Source organism: Streptomyces yangpuensis (assembly GCF_001005295.1).
In the GTDB taxonomy this organism is placed as follows: domain Bacteria; phylum Actinomycetota; class Actinomycetes; order Streptomycetales; family Streptomycetaceae; genus Streptomyces; species Streptomyces yangpuensis.
The window spans coordinates 261,020-277,368 of record NZ_LBMK01000002.1 but is presented as its reverse complement, the minus strand read 5'-3'; the positions used below and the strand labels follow the sequence as shown (position 1 = coordinate 277,368).

Below are 16,349 nucleotides of genomic sequence, written 5' to 3'. Positions count from 1 at the left end.
GTTCCGGCATGGACGTTCCCGCACCGAACCCGACCGACGACACGGCGCTGCCGGCAGTGGTCAAGGACACCGCACGTCAACACCTGGTGAAGCTGGGGGCGTCGGGGCTGTCCCTGGACGCCGTGGCCCGCGACTGCGGACTGGCCGTCACCGCAGTGGAGGCCGCCGACTTCGACCATGCCGTCGCCGTGGCGGCCGAGACCGCCGGGATCGTGGTCCCGCTGGGCGAGGACGACCACTGACGTGACTGCCATCCGTACCCTCTGCTTCGCCATAGCGGCGTTCTCCTCGTACGCCGCGCTCCTCTACCGCCTCTCCCAGGCCCGGCGCAGCTGGCGGGACAGCGCCTACCGCGCGCTGATCGCCACCCTCCTACTGCAGTGCCTGACCTTCACCATGGGTGCCGTCGCCATGGGCGGGGGCAGCCTCTTCGGCATCGGCAACCTGGCCGTCCTGATCATGCACCTCGCCGCCGTCGCCTTCTGCGTGGCGGCGCAGATCATCCTGCTGCGGTGGGCGGCCACGGACGAGGCGGCGGCCCGCGGCACCCGGTACTGGCTGATCACCGGCATCGTCCTCGACGTGCTGCTGACGGTCCTGTTCTTCCTGGCGGACGGCCCCGGCCGGCCGATGTCCGACTTCGACGGCACCAGCAGACCGCTGCTGCTCACCTACCTCCTGGTCTTCATCGTGTCCCAGGCGGTGCCGTGCGTGACGATCTACCGTCAGTGCGGCCCGTACGCCCGGATGACCGACAACGCCTCGCTGCGGCAGGCGTTGCGGATGCTGTCGGTCGCCGCGGTCGTGCTGTTCCTCTACTGCACGGCCCGTACGGTCAACATCCTGACCGCGGCGGCCGGGGTGGACATCGGCGTCTGGAAGCTCGCCTCGAACATCTTCAGCGCCTCGGGGATCGTGATCCTCTCCCTCAGCCTGATCAACTCCCTCTGGGGGCCGCCGGTTTCCCGGCTGGCGGAATGGGCCCGCAGCTACCGTTCCTACCGGGCGCTGCACCCACTGTGGCGGGATCTGTACGAGGCATCGCCCGACATCGCGCTGGAGCCGCCGGGGGCCTCGGTCTCCGACCTCAACTACCGTCTGCACCGCCGGGTGGTCGAAATCCGCGACGGTTGGCGGGACTTGAGGCCCTACATCGACCGCGACACGCACACGTCCGACGGTCCCGGCGGGGCGGCGGGCAGCGGGGCGGCCGGTGACGCGGGGGCGGAGGCGCGGCAGGCGTTCGCCGAAGCGGCGCAGATCAGGCAGGCCCTGCGGGCGAAGCGGGCCGGGAGCGTCCCCGACCACAGCAAGGACGCGGGGGATTTCGACGACCGCGACACGGACAACTTCATGGCGGAAGTCGCATGGCTCACCCAGGTTGCCGCCGCCTACAGTAAGCTCGGTAAGGCGAGTTGAGAGCTCCCGCCCGGTTTGCATCCCCCGTCAAACCGGGCGGGCACCTCCCGTTCCCCCGTGTTTCCTCGGGCCGGACGGGTGGCTTCCGCCCGGACTGGCCCGGCCCATCCCCCGAGGGCCGGGCCAGTCCGATGCCCCCAGCAACCCGACCCCGTTTCCCCCGTGAGTCGCGTTAGCTGACAGCTATCGGCGAGACCCAACGTTGGCGGAGTCCAGGCCAATTGTCAACTGACAGCTATTCTGGGAAAGTGACGTATAGCCAAGGGCTATACCGGGGAGGTGACGGGAGGAAGGTTCACCATGACGGAGACCGACACCGAGGGCGATGACCGGCCCCTGCTCGCAGTACGCCTCGACGACCTGTTCAGGACGGTCCGCCCCAAGGGCCGGCACTGGACCAACGCCGAGGTCGCGGAGGAACTGAAGCGGGTCAATCCCGAACTCAAGGTCGGCGGCGTGTACTTGTCGCAGCTGCGCACCGGCAAGCGGTCCAATCCCTCACCCGACCTCCTCGCCGCCCTCGCCCGCTTCTTCGGCGTGTCGGTCGCGTACTTCTTCGACGACAAGGTCGCCGAGTCGGTCCTCGGCGAACTCGCCGCCATCGAGGCCCTGCGACAGTCGGGGGTCCGCGCCATCGCCATGCGGGCGGCCGGGATGAAGAAGGAGAACCTCCAGGCCATCACGGCCATCATGGACCAGTACCGGCAGTTGCAGGGCCTTCCGCCGGTCGACGACTCCTCCGGCCCCGAATGAGAGGCGCCAGGAAGGAGCGGTCGGCGGACCAGGACCGCCGCAGCCGGCTCAAGAAGCTCCGGAAGGCCGGCGCCGAGCGGATCGCCGCACTCGACCTGCCGAAGGCGACCGATGTGGCCGAACTGTGCCGCCACCTCGGCGAAGCGCGGGGCCGCCCCATCATCCTGGTCCCGCTGCAGATGCCCTCGTCGCATCCGTGCGGCATGTGGGTCGCCGCGCGCGACGAGGACCTGATCTTCTACGACGCCAACACCACCAGCGCGCATCAGGAGCACATCATCTTGCATGAGCTGGGCCACATCATCTGCTGCCATCGCGGGGCCGGCGGGCTCGACGAGACGGCCGCCCGCCTGCTCTTCCCCAACCTCGACCCCGAACTCGTGCGCGACATGCTCCTGCGCGCCGCCTACGACGACGTGCAGGAACAGGAGGCGGAGATCATCGCCTACCTGCTCTCCCAGCGGATGGGCGGCGCCGCCGAGGGGCGGGACGGCGCGGGCCCGCCCGGGGAGACGGGAGCGGCCGGCGATCCCGGGACGAGCGCGATGCTCAGCCGTATCGAACGCACCCTGTTCTGAGATGACCCGCTCAGGTCCCGGCGGCCGCCGACACCTCCTCGGCCACGACGGCCACCGCCCGGCGGATGTCGTCCTCGCGGTGTTCGGAGGTGAGGAAGAACCGCAGCCGGGACAGGCCCTCCTCCACCGCGGGGTGGAAGATCGGATCGGCGACGATCCCACGGGTGAACAGGCGGTCCGCGACGCGCAGGGTGCGCGCCGAATCGCCGAGGACGACCGGCACGATGGGTGTGCCGACGCTGGAGCCGGTCGCCAGACCGGCCGTGGCGGCGAGGCCGAGGAACAGCCGGGCGTTGCGCCTGAGCGCGCGGACACGGTGCGGTTCCGCGACGATCAGCTCGGCCGCGGCCAGCGCGGCGGCCGCGTTGGCCGGGGTCAGACCCACGCTGTAGACGAAGCCCGGGAGGGTGTGCCGCAGCCAGCGCACCATGCGGACCGAGCCTGCGAGGTAACCCCCGCAGCTGGCGAAGGATTTGGAGAGAGTGCCCATCCACAGGTCGACGTCGGACCGGTCGACGCCGAAGAACTCGCCTACGCCCCGGCCGTGTTCGCCCACGGTCCCGATGCTGTGCGCCTCGTCGACCATCAGCAGGGCACCGTACCGCTTCTTCAGTTCGATCACGGCGGGCAGGCCGACCAGGTCGCCGTCCATGCTGTAGGCACCCTCGACGACGATCAGGACCCGGCGGAAGCGCGACCGGTTGAGCCGCAGCAGGCGTTCCAGTTCGTCGGCGTCGTTGTGGGCGAACGGCCGTCGCGCCGCCCCGGACAGGGCGCAGCCCTGGATGATGCTGTCGTGGGCCAGGGCGTCGTGCAGGACGAGGTCGCCCGGGCCGACGAGGTGCCCAATCGCCGTGACGTTGGTGGCATGGCCGCCGACCAGCGTGAGACAGTCCCCGACGCCGAGGAAGTCCGCCAGGGTCCGTTCCAGACGGATCGTCAGTTCACGCTCGCCCGAGAGGGCGCGGCTCGCGGAGACCGAGGTCCCGTACCGCTCCACGGCTTCGTGCACGGCTTCGTTGACCGCGGGATGGCCGGAGATCCCGAGGTAGTTGTAGCTGCCGAAGGACAGGTACGACCGGTCGCCGATCACCGTGGTGTCGCGGACGGTGCCCTCGTGGACGCGGAAGTACGGGAAAGCGGCATCGCCGGCCGTGACCGCGCCCAGGCGTTGCTCGAAGAGGGCCACCTCCGGGAAGTCGTCGATCCTCGCCGCGTCGGCGCTCCATGCGGCCGGCTGCGCCTCGGGGGACGCCGCCCGGCCCGGGGCCGCCGGCCGGGCACGGCCCGGATCGAGCAGCGCCATCAGCCCGCCTACGGTGAGTTCGGGTGTGAACAGGTCCTCGGAGCGGAAGCCGGGGGCGTGCTTGGCCAGGTTGACCGCCAGCTCCTGGAGCATGAGGGAGTCGAAGCCGAGCCCCGCCACCAGCTTCATGTCCTCGTCGAGGTCCGCTCGGGGGAACACCCCGGTCCGCGACACCTCGTCGAGCACGATGGACGCGGCGTCCGCACCGGGCGCGACGGATCCGGCGGACACGGCCTGCTCGGCGGGCTCGGTGGGCTCGGCGGTCACGGCCGGCTCTTCGGGCCCGGAGGGTGGGACGGACGGGACGGGCTCGGCCGGCCGCGCCGCCTCGCGGGCGGCTTCGTCCACGACCCAGTGGCGGCGTGGGGCGAGCGGGCTCGGCGGCAGGGTGCACGGGGGTATGCGTCCCGCGGCGGAGAGCGCGGCCGGCGTCGGCGCGGGCTCTCCGCCGTCTCCGGCCTCCAGCGCCGAGGACGCCGCGGCCAGCCGGGCGGCGGCGTCGGCGGGGTCCCGCGCCACCAGGGCGAGGCGCTCCGTCAGGGGAGCCCGGCGGGCCAGGGTGTCCGCCACGGCGGCCAGCGTCGGCCCGTCCTCGGTGATGGCCCGCGCCACGTCCCGGGCGTACCGGGCCAGGCCGGCCCGGTCGCGCGCGGTGAGCACCAGTTCGTACGGTCCGTCGGCGGGGGCCGGGAGAACGGGCGGCCCGGTGCACTCCTCCACGACCACATGGACCCCGGTGCCGCCGAAGCCGAAGGCGCTCACCCCCGCCCGGCGGGGCGTGCCGCTCGCGGGCCACGGAACGGGGGCCGTCGCGACGGTCAGCCGTGCGGCGTCGAGGGCGGCGGTGTCGGCGAGGCCGAATTCCGGCTGGGGCGGGATCACCCCGCGCTGGACGGCCAGGACCGTCTTGACGAGTCCGGCCAGCCCGGCCGAGTTGAGGGAGTGCCCGACGACCGCCTTGACGGCGCCGAGGTGGGCGGGGGCGGCGTCCGCACCGCGCAGTTCGCCCAGGACCGCGAGTTCTACGGGGTCACCGACGGTGGTCCCGGTGCCGTGCGCCTCCAGATAGTCCACCGCGCCCGGGGGCAGGCCCGCGTCGCGGTAGGCCCGGCGCAGGGCCCTGAGCTGGCCGCCCGCGCGGGGGTGCATGCCGCCCTGCACGGTCCCGTCGTTGGCCGTGCCCACGCCCCGGATCACCGCGTACACCCGGTCGCCGGCCGCCCGGGCGTCGGCCAGCGGCCGCAGCACCAGGACCCCGGCGCCCTCACCCAGGACGAAGCCGTCGGCCTCCGCGCCGAAGGGCAGGCACCGGCCGCTGCGCGAGATGGCTCCTATGCGGCACAGGCCCACCAGCAGGTCCGGGGCGAGCACGAGCTGGGCGCCACCGGCGATCGCGATGCGGGAGCGTCCGGCGCGCAGCGCGTGGACCGCGTTGGCGACGGCCATCAGCCCGCCGGAGCACGCGGAGTCCAGCGCGTAGCTCTCGCCGTGCAGATCGAAGACCGAACTGACCGTGTTCGGGCCCATGTTGAGCAGGAGTCCGGCCACGGAGGTGCCGTGCAGCCCCTGGACGGCACGTACGGCCTCCTGGTGGCCGGGGTCGGTCACCCGGGCGCCGAACTCGCCGCCGGCCAGCTGGCGCATCCGTATCCGCAGGGTGCTGAGCTCGCGGTAGCCGCTCTCGGTGAGGGCCGTGATCACCGAGGTCTCCTCGCGGTCGAAGCCGTCGGCCTCCCAGCCCGCGTCCTGGATCGCCTCGCGGGTCAGGTCGATCAGCAGCCGGTGCTGGGGGTCCATCGCGGCGGCCCGGCGCGGCGGTATGCCGTAGTGCGCGGCGTCGAAGCGGTCGACGTCGGGCAGCAGCGCCATGGTGTCGGTGTACGTCGACGACGTGTCGCGGAAGTCGCCGCTGAGGAGGGCGGCGCTGCGCCAGCGCGTGTCCGGGACGGTGGAGAACTGGGCCTGCGGGGCCGTCAGGAGCCGCCAGTACTCGTTGAGGTCGCGGGCTCCCGGAAACCGGCAGGCCATGCCCACGATCGCGATGGCCTCGCGCCCCTCGCCGGGGGTCGACGTCCCTGTCCCCGTACCTGCCTCGTCCCTGTCCCTGTCCCTGTCCCTGTCGGAGGTCATCGGGAGGTGCCCGGTCGCGTGCGCCACCAGTCGACGGTGGCCTTGATCTGTTCGTCGACGGGCGTGGCGCGGACCGTGAAGGCCGCCTCGTAGGCGCTCGAATCGACCACGAAGGGACGGTCGAACTGGTAGCGGATCTCCTTCAGTTCGCGCATCAGCGGGAACAGGAGTCCCGCGAGGCCCAGGACGGCCGACGGGACCCTGCGGACCACCGCCGGCCCGGTTCCCGCCTCCGCCGCGATTCTGTCGGCCATCTCCCTTACGGAGCAGGCAGGTTGGGTGGGGACGTGCCAGGGGCGGCCCCAGGCGCGCTCCTCGCCCGCGACCTCGGCCATGGCGGCGGCCACATCAGGGAGATAGGTCCAGCTGTGCGGGGCGTCCGGGTCGCCCAGCGCGGAGACCGGCCTGCCGCGCAGCAGCGCGGGCACGACCCGGGCCGCCAGATGGCCGCCGTCGGTGACGCCGGGGCCGAAGAAGTCGGACGCCCGCACCTCGACCGCCCGGACCCGGCCCTGCTCGTGCAGTGCCCGCGCCTGTTCCCACCCGGCGGCCCGGACACGGCCCTTGGGGCCGGTCGCCGCGAGCGGCAGCTCCTCGGTCAGGGGTCCGTCCACCGGCCCGTAGCCGTACAGATTGCCCAGCATGACCAGTACGGCCCCGGTGGCCTCGGCCGCGGCGCAGGCCGAGGCGACGAGCGGCGGCCATGCGCGGACCCAGCGGTGGTAGGGCGGTGCGGCGCAGTGGTGGATCGCCGCCGCGCCGCGTGCGGCGGCGGTCAGGCGCTCCGGGTCCGCCGCGTCCAGTGCGAGGTGCTCGATCCCCGGTTCCGGGCTTCCGCCCGACCTGGTGACGACCCGTACGGAATGTCCCTGCACGGCCAGCAACCGGGCGGTGGCGGCGCCGGCCGGCCCAAAACCCAAAACGACATGAAGACTCACGCGCGCACAGTAGCGCGAGACCGGATCGGCCCCTTGCGCGGTTGGCCGGTACCGGACCGTCCCTCACCGGGTCGGGTGCCATGATCTCCAAGGCACTCGCGGCCGACGGCGCCGACGAGCGGTCCTGACGCACGGCAACATGTTTGGCCAAGACTCGTGCCTCGGTGTGTGTCGGGACCAGGCTCCTCCACGACCGCTACCCACCCACGCGTCGGGCCGGGCCCGTGGTCACGGGCCCGGCCTGCTCGTGGCCGCGGCGTCAGACGCGGTCGGCCGCGATCAGGACGTATTGGAAGGAGCCGTCCTTGTAGGAGTTGATGAACGCCTCCTCGATGCCCGTGACCAGGGAGGACGTCGCGCGCAGCTCCCAGTAGGGCAGCGTCTGCGGGGTCAGGTCGATGACGGCCTGCGGCACGAGACGGTTGTCGGCCATGGCCCGCATGTACTCGCGGCGGGAGTGGATGTTGCACTCGAAGTGCGCGTTGATCTGCGAGACCCACTTCGAGGGCTGGCCGTAACGCGGGTTCCAGCAGCCGGTGATGGTCACGTACCGGCCACCGACCGCGAGGACGCGGGAGTGCTCGGCGAAGAGGTCGTGCAGGTCGACGTACATGCTCGACTCGTTGTTCCAGGAGGCGGCGGCCTGCCCGGTCTCGAACGGCGTGCTGAGCATGTTGCAGACGCGGGCGCGGACGGAGTCGTCGATGCCGAGTTCACGGGCGCGCTGGTTCGCGAAGTCGGCCTGCTTGGCCGACAGGGTCACGCCCTCCACCTTGCACCCGAACCGCTGGTGGGCCATGACCATCGAACCGCCGCGGCCGCAGCCGGCGTCCACGAGGGTGTCGTCCCGTCCGATGGAGCCGAGGTGGTTCAGCAGGACGTCCGCCTGTGCGGACTCCAGGCGGTGGAGCTCGGCGATCAGCTTCTTCTCGTATGCGCTGTCCTCGGTGTCCCCGAGGGCCTCGTGGTCGATGTCACCGATGCCGTAGTGATGGTGGTACAGGCCGTCGACATCGCCGAGGCGCAGGTTCACCGGCCGGGCCTCGTGGTCCCAGTAACGGGCGATGTCCCCCTGGTAGGGCGTCGCCGGGGAGGGGATGAAGGCGGAAGCGGCGGAAGTGGGGGCGGTAACGGTGAGATCGGTGCTGGTCACGAATATATCCATCCTTACCAGAAGTCGGGCAGGCTGTAGCGGTATGTGTTGGTCCGGTGCCAGTAGTGGTTGCCGTCGACCCAGACGGCGACGCCCCGGAGGAAGCGGACGACGCGTGGATCGGGGCAGGACACGGCCAGTTCGGCGGCCGCCGCCTCGAAGGCGTGCATGAGGTCGTTGTGGACCTCGACCGCCTTCAGGTAGGCCTCCTTGTCGGAGAGGCCTTCCCGTGCGGCGATGACCACCGGCAGGTTCAGGTGCAGGCCGGGGCTTTCCAGTTCCTTGGTGTACGAGTAAAGGTCGTTGGAGATGGTGGTGGCGTTGCCCGCGAGCGCGATGACCCGCTGCATGGCGGGCAGGGCGTGCAGATCGGCCGGCAGTTCGTAACCGCCCACGGTGTCGGTGATGGTGGGGCAGGGGCGGAAGTTGTTGAACTGACGCATCGCCAGGTACTCGGACACCTCCGGGACGTACTTCGTCTCGGCCCAGGCGGCCTCGGCGAGGTACCCCATGTGCAGCCGGGCCATGTCGTGCCGGTACCGGTCGGCCTGCGACGGGGTCGCCGCCTGCGTGAAGTACTCCATGGCCGAGCGGTAGGAGCGCCGCGGCGCGTCCGAGAGAAGCGACTGCGCCCACGTCGGCTGGTACTCCGCGGTCGTGTGGACCGGGTCCAGCGCGGTGTGCGCCAGCAGAAGCCTTCCTCCTAGGCCTACCGGCGAACCTCCGTGGTCCTCGCAGTAGCAGTCGTCGACCACGTTCTCGGCGACCATCAGCCTGGTGGCGATCATGAGGTGGTCGACGGTGGGCGCGTCCGGGTGGCAGGCGACCATGTAGCGGCCCACGGAGAAGCCGTCGAACTGGTCCTCCCACTCCGGCGGGTACGCCTCCACCTCGTCCACCGCCCAGCGCTTGATCCGGCGGCTGACCTCCGCAACGCGGGCGGGGTCGGGCTCCGGGACGGGGTGGTGGTAGAGGCCCGGAATCGGCCGGCCCTCCGCCGGGGGCGGGGGCGCGGGCAACTCGGGCGCGGGTGGCGCTGTGGGCGGTACCACGGGCGGTACCACGGGGGGTGCCTGGCGGGGGGTGAAGAACAGTCCCGCCGTACCCACACCGCTGGGGCCGCGGATGATCCGCTCCAGGGCGGGGTTCGGCACCGGGCTCGGCGCCGCCGTGGCCGCGTCCTCGACCGGTACGGGCGCTGCCACGGGTACGGCATCGGGAACGGACGCGGGAGCGGGAGCGGGAACTGGAGAGGGAGGGGAGACGGGGTGGAGTGGCCGGGCCGCCGGTCCGAAGGGCAGCGCCGGCCCCGTCGGCAGCGCGGGCTTGCCCGCGGGGACGGCCTCGGCGCCGCGGCCGCGGGCCCCGAAGCGGGCCGCGGCGGCAGGCAGGCTCGACTGCGCGGGGGAAGGCCCGGAAACGGGCATCCGTGGCTCCTAGGTGATGAGGGTGGGCTGTCCCGGACCGGACCCTCCCGGGCACGATCGGCCTGTCCGGGCTGATCCGGGAGGATCCGGGAGGATCCGGGCTGATGGCGGCCGGGCCGTCAGTCGCGCCGGCGGCCGATCTGGACGTTCTCCATCACACCGAGCGCGTCGGGCACCAGGATCGCGGCGGAGTAGTAGGTGGTGACGAGGTACGAGATGATCGCCTGCTCGCTGATGCCCATGAAGCGCACGGACAGGCCGGGCTCGTACTCCTCCGGCAGCCCCGTCTGGTGCAGGCCGATGACGCCCTGGTTGTCCTCGCCCGTACGCATGGCGAGGATGGAGCTGGTGTTCTCCTTGCTGATGGGGATCTTGCTGCAGGGCAGGATCGGCACCCCGCGCCAGGCCGGCACCTGCTGGCCGCCGAGGTCGACGTGGTCCGGGTAGAGCCCGCGGGCGTTGAACTCGCGCCCGATCGCGGCGATCGTCTTGGGGTGGGCGAAGAAAAACTTGGTGCCGCGACGGCGGCAGAGCAGTTCGTCCATGTCGTCCGGGGTGGGCGGCCCCGAGTGGGTCTGGATGCGCTGCTTGAAGTCGGCGTTGTGGAGCAGGCCGAACTCCCGGTTGTTGATGAGCTCGTACTCCTGGCGCTCGCGCAGCGCCTCGATGGTGAGCCGGAGTTGCTCCTCGGTCTGGTTGTGCGGCCCGTTGTAGAGGTCGGCGACGCGCGTGTGGACCCGCAGCACGGTCTGGGCGATGGAGAGTTCGTACTCGCGCGGCTTGAGTTCGTAGTCGACGAAGGTGCCGGGGAGGGCGGCCTCACCGGTGTGGCCGGCGGACATGGCGATCTCGGCCTCGCCGTGCTTGTTCTGCCGCTGGTGCGGCAGGGAGCCGAACCGCTCGACATGGGCCCGGAGGTCCGGCGTCGCGTCGAGCACGGCAGCGAAGTCGGCACGGGAGAGGGTGAGCAGGGTGCCGGAGGTCTCGGCGGTGGCCGTGTAGTCGGCGGTCGCGTCGGCGTCGAGCAGCGCGTTCTCGCCGAAGCGGTCGCCGTCGGCCAGTACCGCGACGGCGACTTCGTCACCGTACTTGCCGACGGAGGTCTGACTGATGCGGCCGTGGGCGATCAGGTGGATGCCCTGGGCGGGGGTGCCGCGCTCCACCAGCACCTCGCCGGCGCGGAAGTCGCGTTGCACGCACCGGTCGGCGAGCGTGACCAGCACCTGCTCGTCCTCGAAGCCCCGCAGTAGGGCGAGTTCGCCGAGTTCGCGCGGGATCACCCGGACGGTGGCGCCGTCCTGCACGAACTCGATGCGGCCGTCACCGACGGTGTAGGTCAGGCGGCGGTTGACCCGGTAGGTGCCGCCCTTGGTCTCCACCCAGGGGAGCGTCTTCAGCAGCCACCGGGAGGTGATCTCCTGCATCTGCGGGGCGGACTTGGTCGTGGTGGCAAGGTTGCGGGCGGCCGCCGTGCCCAGACTGGTCTGCCGGGTCGGCTCCAGCTGCGCCTCTGGGCTGGTGTCCACGGTCATCGCGCAGGCCTCTCCTTCGTGCGGGCGGTGATCAGCGCATGCGTGTGCACGTCACCAGTGAAAGAAGAAAAATAGGGTGAATACCCGGGCAATCCCTCTAGATCCGGAAGAACACTAACCGCCCCCGATTCGGGCCACCCACCAGAAGAGGCAGGGATTACCTCGATTCGGTGATCTCGAGCGTCGCCGTGTTTGATCATTGCGCCGACGGTTTCGGACACGGACCCCATGCGCTTTTCGCCAGCACGGTGACGGATCGTCAATTCAATTGCTGCCGGAGCCGGTTCCTGCCGACGCCAGACCGATGCGCGGCGGCAGCGGAAACCCCCCGGAAGGGGGGACGGCCACCTCAGGTGGCAGGCCCGGGCGCCGTGTGCCCACGGGTGGCGCCCTGCGCAGCATCGCAGCGACCTCCTCCGTACGCCCCACGTCGGGGAGCAGCCGGGCCGAGCCCCCGGCCGCAGCGGCCACGGGCCCGCGGGACTCAGCACTTCCGCGAGCCGGCAGGCGGCGACCGGCAGGGCTACGGCGTTGAACGGGCGGGCAACGCCCCGAGCCACCGCGGACCGCCGCAGCGTTCGCACGGACGGACCGGCCGGGCTCGGCCGAGCAGCAGCGCGGGCCATCCCTCGTCGCGCCCCAGGCCGCTCACCCAGCCGTGCCGCCGGACCGGGCGCGTCGGAGCTGGCTCCACCACGACCACGGCCGCGGTCCCGGTCGGCGCGACCCGTGGTGACGCCCCGCGGGCCGACCCCGGCGCCCCGGGGCGGCGTCCCGGGTCTCAGGCGGCCGGGCGCCGGGGTGCCGTGATGCGGCGGACGGACTCCACCACGGCTGACCGGTGGGCGGCGAGTCGCTCGGCGGGCCAGCCGGAGCCCGCGGCTCCCACGGCCGGGCCGCCCACCGCCCCGAACCACGCCTGCGACACCCCGATGATCAGCGTCAGTACGTCCGCGGGGGCGATGTCCGCGTCGATCCGGCCCGCTTCCTGCGCCCGCCGCACGGCGGCGATCTTGCCCTCGTAGGACTCGGCCTCCGCGCCGGTGGACCCGGGGCGCTCCAGCTGCTTCCACAGCACCAGGCGCATCAGCTCGGGCCGCTCGACGAGGTGGTCGAAGATCGCGCCCGCGTAGCCGGGCAGATCGTCGGCGTCGAAGGGGACGGACTCCGAGCCCGTCTCCAGGGCCCGCTGGAGCACGGCGTCGAAGAGCTGCTCCTTGTTGCCGTAGTAGACGTAGATGAGCCGCTTGTTCGCCTGCGCGGTCTCGGCGATGCGGTCGACCCGCGCACCGGCGATGCCGTACGTCGCGAACTCGGAGAAGGCCGCGTCGAGCAGGCGTGCCTTGGTCGCGCTGGAGTCCCGTGCCATGGCCCGCAGCCTAGCAAGTAACTATCCGGTTATTGACAACGACGGCCCATGCGTCGCAGACTTTAGCTAACCAGTTAGTTACTTTCTTTCGAGGAGCACACCATGGAGATGCGCGCACTGGGCCGTCAGGGCCTCGAGGTCGGGGCGGAGGGCCTCGGGCTGATGGGCATGAGCGCCCACTACGGCGCCACCGACGAGACCGAGTCGCTCGCCACGATCGGCCGCGCCCTGGAGCTCGGCGTCACCCTGCTCGACACCGCTGAGGGCTACGGCCCCTTCCGTAACGAGCAGCTGCTGGGCAAGGCCCTGGCCGGGCGTCGCGAGGCGGCCGTGGTGGCCACGAAGACCGGGATCGAGTTCACGGACGCGGGCGCCTTCCTCGGCCACAACGGGACCCCGGAGTACATCCGCCGGTCGGCCGACCGCTCGCTGCGCCACCTGGGCACCGACCACATCGACCTCTACTACCTGCACCGTGTCGACCCGAACGTGCCGATCGAGGAGAGCGTCGGCGCCCTGGCCGGACTGGTCGAGGCCGGCAAGGTCCGCCACATCGGGCTGTGCGAGGTCTCCCCCGCCACCATCGCCCGCGCCCACGCCGTGCACCCGCTGGCCGCCGTACAGACCGAGTACAGCCTCTTCGAGCGCGGCATCGAGCACGACGGCGTCCTTGACACCCTCCGCGAGCTGGGGATCGGGCTCGTCGCCTACTCCCCGCTCGGCCGGGGGTTCCTCTCGGGCGCCATCACCAGCCCCGACGACTTCGCGGCGGACGACTTCCGCCGCACCGACCCGCGGTTCCAGGGGGAGAACTTCCACCGGAACCTGGCCGTCGTGGACCAGGTCCGCCGGCTCGCCGCCGAGAAGGGCGTGACGCCCTCGCAGCTCGCCCTGGCCTGGACGCTGCAGCAGGGCGCGGTGCCCATCCCGGGCACCAAGCGCCGCCGCTACCTGGAGGAGAACGTCGCCGCCACCACCGTCACGGTCACCCCGGCCGAACTGGCCGCGATCGACGCCGTGGCCCCGCACGGCGTGGCGTCGGGCGACCGCTACGCCCCCGAGCTGATGGCCTCCCTGAACGGCTGACCGGGCGGAGGGCGGTGCCGACGGGCTCACGGCATGACGTGCTCGACCTGGGTGTGTCCAGGAGCCCCGAGATGCCGCACGGCGGACGATCCGGACGCCGGCTTCGGTCCGCTGACAACGCCGCCCACTGGCACCTGTACGCGGTTTCGCGGCCTCGGCCGCGAAGGCGGTGAGGAAGGCGTCGTGGATCCGGTGGTGGACGAGGAACCGGCTGGACGCGGGTGCAGTCCGCCCCCACCCTGGCCGTGGACCCGACGTTCCCCGACGTCAGACGGGGCCGGGCCGTCGGCACCGGTGGTGACGCAGGTCAGCCGAGCGGATCCGCCGGGGCGGGGGTGAGGGCTGCGGCGGCCGCGAAGAGGCGGGCGCAGCGTCGGGTCATGGCTTCCGGGGACTCGTCCGGGTGCTTGACCCACCAGCGGACGAGGGTGGCGACCAGGTCCCGCCAGACGTACCGAAGCGCGTCCGCGTCCAGCGGGTCGGCGGACCCGGTCGCGCGCAGCAGGTCGGCGGTCCCGCCGGCCGCGAGGTCGTCGATGGCGGACCAGTACTCCGCGGCGCGGCGGGCGGCCGCGCCGTCGGCCGGGAGGGAGGTGTCGTAGAGCACGAACCACGCCTCCCGCTGCCCCTCCAGGGCGGTGAAGATGCTCTCGAGCACCCGCAGGGGCGTGTGCGCGGTGGTGCCGTTCCGGCCCATCGCGGTGCGGACGGTGTCGAGCAGGCGGTCCCCGACGGGCACCAGGCAGGCGAGGTACAGGTCCTCCTTGGTGCCGAAGTACTGGTGCAGCAGGGTCTTGGTGACGCCGACGCGTTCGGCGATGGCGGGGAGGGAGGCGGCCGCGTAGCCACGGGTGCCGAACTCCTGCGTGGCGGCCGCCAGGATCTGCTGCCGGCGGTGCTGCCGCGGGACTCCCTTGGTGCCGGCCTTCGAGCGTGGGGTTGCCATGGACGGATATTATCAGTAAGTAATTTACCGCAAGGTAAGTTCCGTCCCGTGACTTCTGGAGCGGCCCCGTGCCCGGTACGACGCCACAGCCGACCCCTGCCCCGCGCACCCGGTCCTGGTGGGGGTGGGGGTGGGCGGACGCGCACCCCGACGACGCCGAGTGCGCGGCGATGGGCTCCCTGATACCGGGCACCCTCCCCCACCCCCTGCCCGTACCGCGCGTCCGTGACCTCGGCATCGAGCGCCCGGCCGTCGAGCCCCCGGCGAGCCTGGCGCACCTGGTCGCCACCGGGCCGGGGGACCGCGCCGCCCACGCCATGGGCAAGGCGTACCGCGACGTCGTGCGCGCCCTGCGCGGACGCCCCGGCCGCATCCCCGACCTGGTAGCCCGCCCGACGGACGAGCGGGAGGTGGCCGACCTGCTGGACTGGGCCGGCGAGCGGCAGGTGGCGGTCGTCCCGTACGGCGGCGGCTCCTCCGTCTCGGGCGGTGTGGAGTACCGCGGCGACGCCCACCGCGCCGTACTGTCCCTCGACCTGACCGCCATGGGCCGCGTCCTGGAGGTCGACACCGCCGGCCGGGCCGCACGCATCCAGGCCGGCACCCTCGGTCCGAGCCTGGAGGACCAGCTGCGGCCCCACGGGCTGACGCTGAGGCACTTCCCGCAGAGCTTCGAGTTCTCCACGCTGGGCGGCTGGCTCGCCACGCGGGCCGGCGGGCACTACGCCACCGGTCGCACGCACATCGACGACTTCGTCCAGTCCCTGCGCGTGGTCACCCCGGCCGGCACCAGTGCCTCGTGGCGACTGCCCGCCTCCGGCGCGGGCCCCTCCCCCGACCGGCTGTTCCTCGGCTCCGAGGGAGCCCTCGGCGTCATCACCGAGGCCTGGGTGCGGCTGCAGCCGCGCCCGTCCCACAAGGCGTCCGCCTCCCTCGCCTTCACCGACTTCCAGGCGGCACTGGACGCGGTGCGCGCCCTCGCGCAGTCGGACCTCTCCCCCGCCAACTGCCGGCTGCTCGACGCCGGCGAGGCCGCACTGGCGGGCGCCTCCCACGACGGCTCCGCCGTGCTCGTCCTGGGGTTCGAGTCCGCGGACGGACCGGTGGACGCCCGGCTCGCACAGGCCGTCGGCCTGGCCCGGTCACACGGCGGCCGCAGCGGAGCCTCCGGGGAGGCGGGCGGCGGGGCGACGGGCGGCGCGGGCGCCGACGCGGCCGTGAGCGCGTGGCGCTCGGCCTTCCTGCGGATGCCGTACCTGCGCGACGGTCTGGCCCGGATGGGGGCCGTCGCGGAGACCTTCGAGACCGCGGCCACCTGGGACCGGATCCCCGGCCTGATCGCAGCGGTCCGCAGGGAGGTCGGGGAGGCCGCACTCAAGGGCTCCGGCCACCCGGCGACCGTCAACTGCCGTCTCACTCACGTCTATCCCGACGGCGCGGCGCCGTACTTCACCGTCCTCGCCGCGGGCCGGCCGGGCGACGAGGTGGCCTTCTGGGACGACCTCAAGGCCGTGGCGAGCGACGTCCTGCACCGCCACCGGGCCACGATCACCCACCACCACGCCGTCGGCCGGGACCACCGCCCGGGCTACGAGCGCCAGCGCCCCGACCCCTTCGCCCTCGCGCTGCGCGCCGCGAAGGACGCCCTCGACCCGCGGGGCATCCTCAACCCGGGTGTGCTGATCGGCTGAGCCGCCGACGCCGGCGCGGGC

13 protein-coding genes are annotated in these 16,349 nt (G+C 72.4%); 6 read left to right on the top strand and 7 right to left on the bottom strand.

Annotated elements, in window-relative coordinates:
* Nucleotides 1-8: 8 nt before the first annotated feature.
* The 4 genes from AAT21_RS06605 to AAT21_RS06590 all read left to right on the top strand — a co-directional run bounded on the left by AAT21_RS06605 (nt 9) and on the right by AAT21_RS06590 (nt 2,750).
* Nucleotides 9-242, top strand: coding sequence for a hypothetical protein (locus tag AAT21_RS06605; RefSeq protein WP_046775825.1), 234 nt, complete (start codon nt 9-11; stop codon nt 240-242).
* Between the two features lies 1 nt (nt 243).
* A complete protein-coding gene (locus AAT21_RS06600; protein ID WP_046775824.1) occupies nt 244-1,419 on the top strand; it encodes an MAB_1171c family putative transporter in 1,176 nt (391 codons plus the stop codon).
* Nucleotides 1,420-1,719: 300 nt separating this feature from the next.
* The gene (locus AAT21_RS06595; RefSeq protein ID WP_046775823.1) at nt 1,720-2,172 is read left to right on the top strand and encodes a helix-turn-helix domain-containing protein; all 453 of its coding nucleotides are present in this window, start codon (nt 1,720-1,722) and stop codon (nt 2,170-2,172) included.
* Entirely contained in the window at nt 2,169-2,750 is a 582-nt protein-coding gene (locus tag AAT21_RS06590) for a toxin (RefSeq protein WP_046775822.1), read from the top strand. Before AAT21_RS06595 ends, AAT21_RS06590 begins: the two co-directional genes overlap by 4 nt.
* A 10-nt stretch (nt 2,751-2,760) precedes the next feature.
* Here the strand turns inward: AAT21_RS06590 and AAT21_RS06585 are convergent, their stop codons facing one another.
* The 6 genes from AAT21_RS06585 to AAT21_RS06560 form a co-directional block, all read right to left on the bottom strand.
* Entirely contained in the window at nt 2,761-6,099 is a 3,339-nt protein-coding gene (locus AAT21_RS06585; protein WP_268768177.1) for an aminotransferase class I/II-fold pyridoxal phosphate-dependent enzyme, read from the bottom strand.
* Nucleotides 6,100-6,182: 83 nt separating this feature from the next.
* The gene (locus AAT21_RS06580) at nt 6,183-7,124 is read right to left on the bottom strand and encodes an NAD-dependent epimerase/dehydratase family protein (RefSeq protein ID WP_046775821.1); all 942 of its coding nucleotides are present in this window, start codon (nt 7,122-7,124) and stop codon (nt 6,183-6,185) included.
* A 259-nt stretch (nt 7,125-7,383) separates the two neighbouring features.
* Nucleotides 7,384-8,289 (bottom strand): geranyl diphosphate 2-C-methyltransferase, encoded by a 906-nt coding sequence (locus AAT21_RS06575; protein ID WP_235438705.1) that lies wholly within the window; start codon nt 8,287-8,289, stop codon nt 7,384-7,386.
* A 2-nt stretch (nt 8,290-8,291) separates the two neighbouring features.
* Entirely contained in the window at nt 8,292-9,704 is a 1,413-nt protein-coding gene (locus AAT21_RS06570) for a family 2 encapsulin nanocompartment cargo protein terpene cyclase (RefSeq protein WP_046775819.1), read from the bottom strand.
* Between the two features lie 119 nt (nt 9,705-9,823).
* Nucleotides 9,824-11,236 carry a family 2B encapsulin nanocompartment shell protein gene (locus AAT21_RS06565; protein WP_046775818.1) on the bottom strand — a complete coding sequence of 471 codons (1,413 nt, stop codon included), beginning with the start codon at nt 11,234-11,236 and terminating at the stop codon, nt 9,824-9,826.
* Nucleotides 11,237-12,017: 781 nt separating this feature from the next.
* Nucleotides 12,018-12,605 (bottom strand): TetR family transcriptional regulator, encoded by a 588-nt coding sequence (locus AAT21_RS06560; RefSeq protein WP_046775817.1) that lies wholly within the window; start codon nt 12,603-12,605, stop codon nt 12,018-12,020.
* A 102-nt stretch (nt 12,606-12,707) separates the two neighbouring features.
* On the opposite strand from AAT21_RS06560, the gene AAT21_RS06555 reads away from it, so the two are divergent.
* A complete protein-coding gene (locus AAT21_RS06555) occupies nt 12,708-13,691 on the top strand; it encodes an aldo/keto reductase (RefSeq protein WP_046775816.1) in 984 nt (327 codons plus the stop codon).
* A gap of 307 nt (nt 13,692-13,998) precedes the next feature.
* On the opposite strand, the gene AAT21_RS06550 is transcribed toward AAT21_RS06555, so the two are convergent.
* Nucleotides 13,999-14,637: a TetR/AcrR family transcriptional regulator gene (locus tag AAT21_RS06550; protein ID WP_046775815.1), complete on the bottom strand. Its 639-nt coding sequence runs from the start codon at nt 14,635-14,637 to the stop codon at nt 13,999-14,001.
* A gap of 68 nt (nt 14,638-14,705) precedes the next feature.
* Between AAT21_RS06550 and AAT21_RS06545 the strand changes: the two genes are divergently transcribed.
* Nucleotides 14,706-16,328: an FAD-binding oxidoreductase gene (locus tag AAT21_RS06545; protein WP_046775814.1), complete on the top strand. Its 1,623-nt coding sequence runs from the start codon at nt 14,706-14,708 to the stop codon at nt 16,326-16,328.
* The last annotated feature ends 21 nt before the right edge of the window (nt 16,329-16,349 follow it).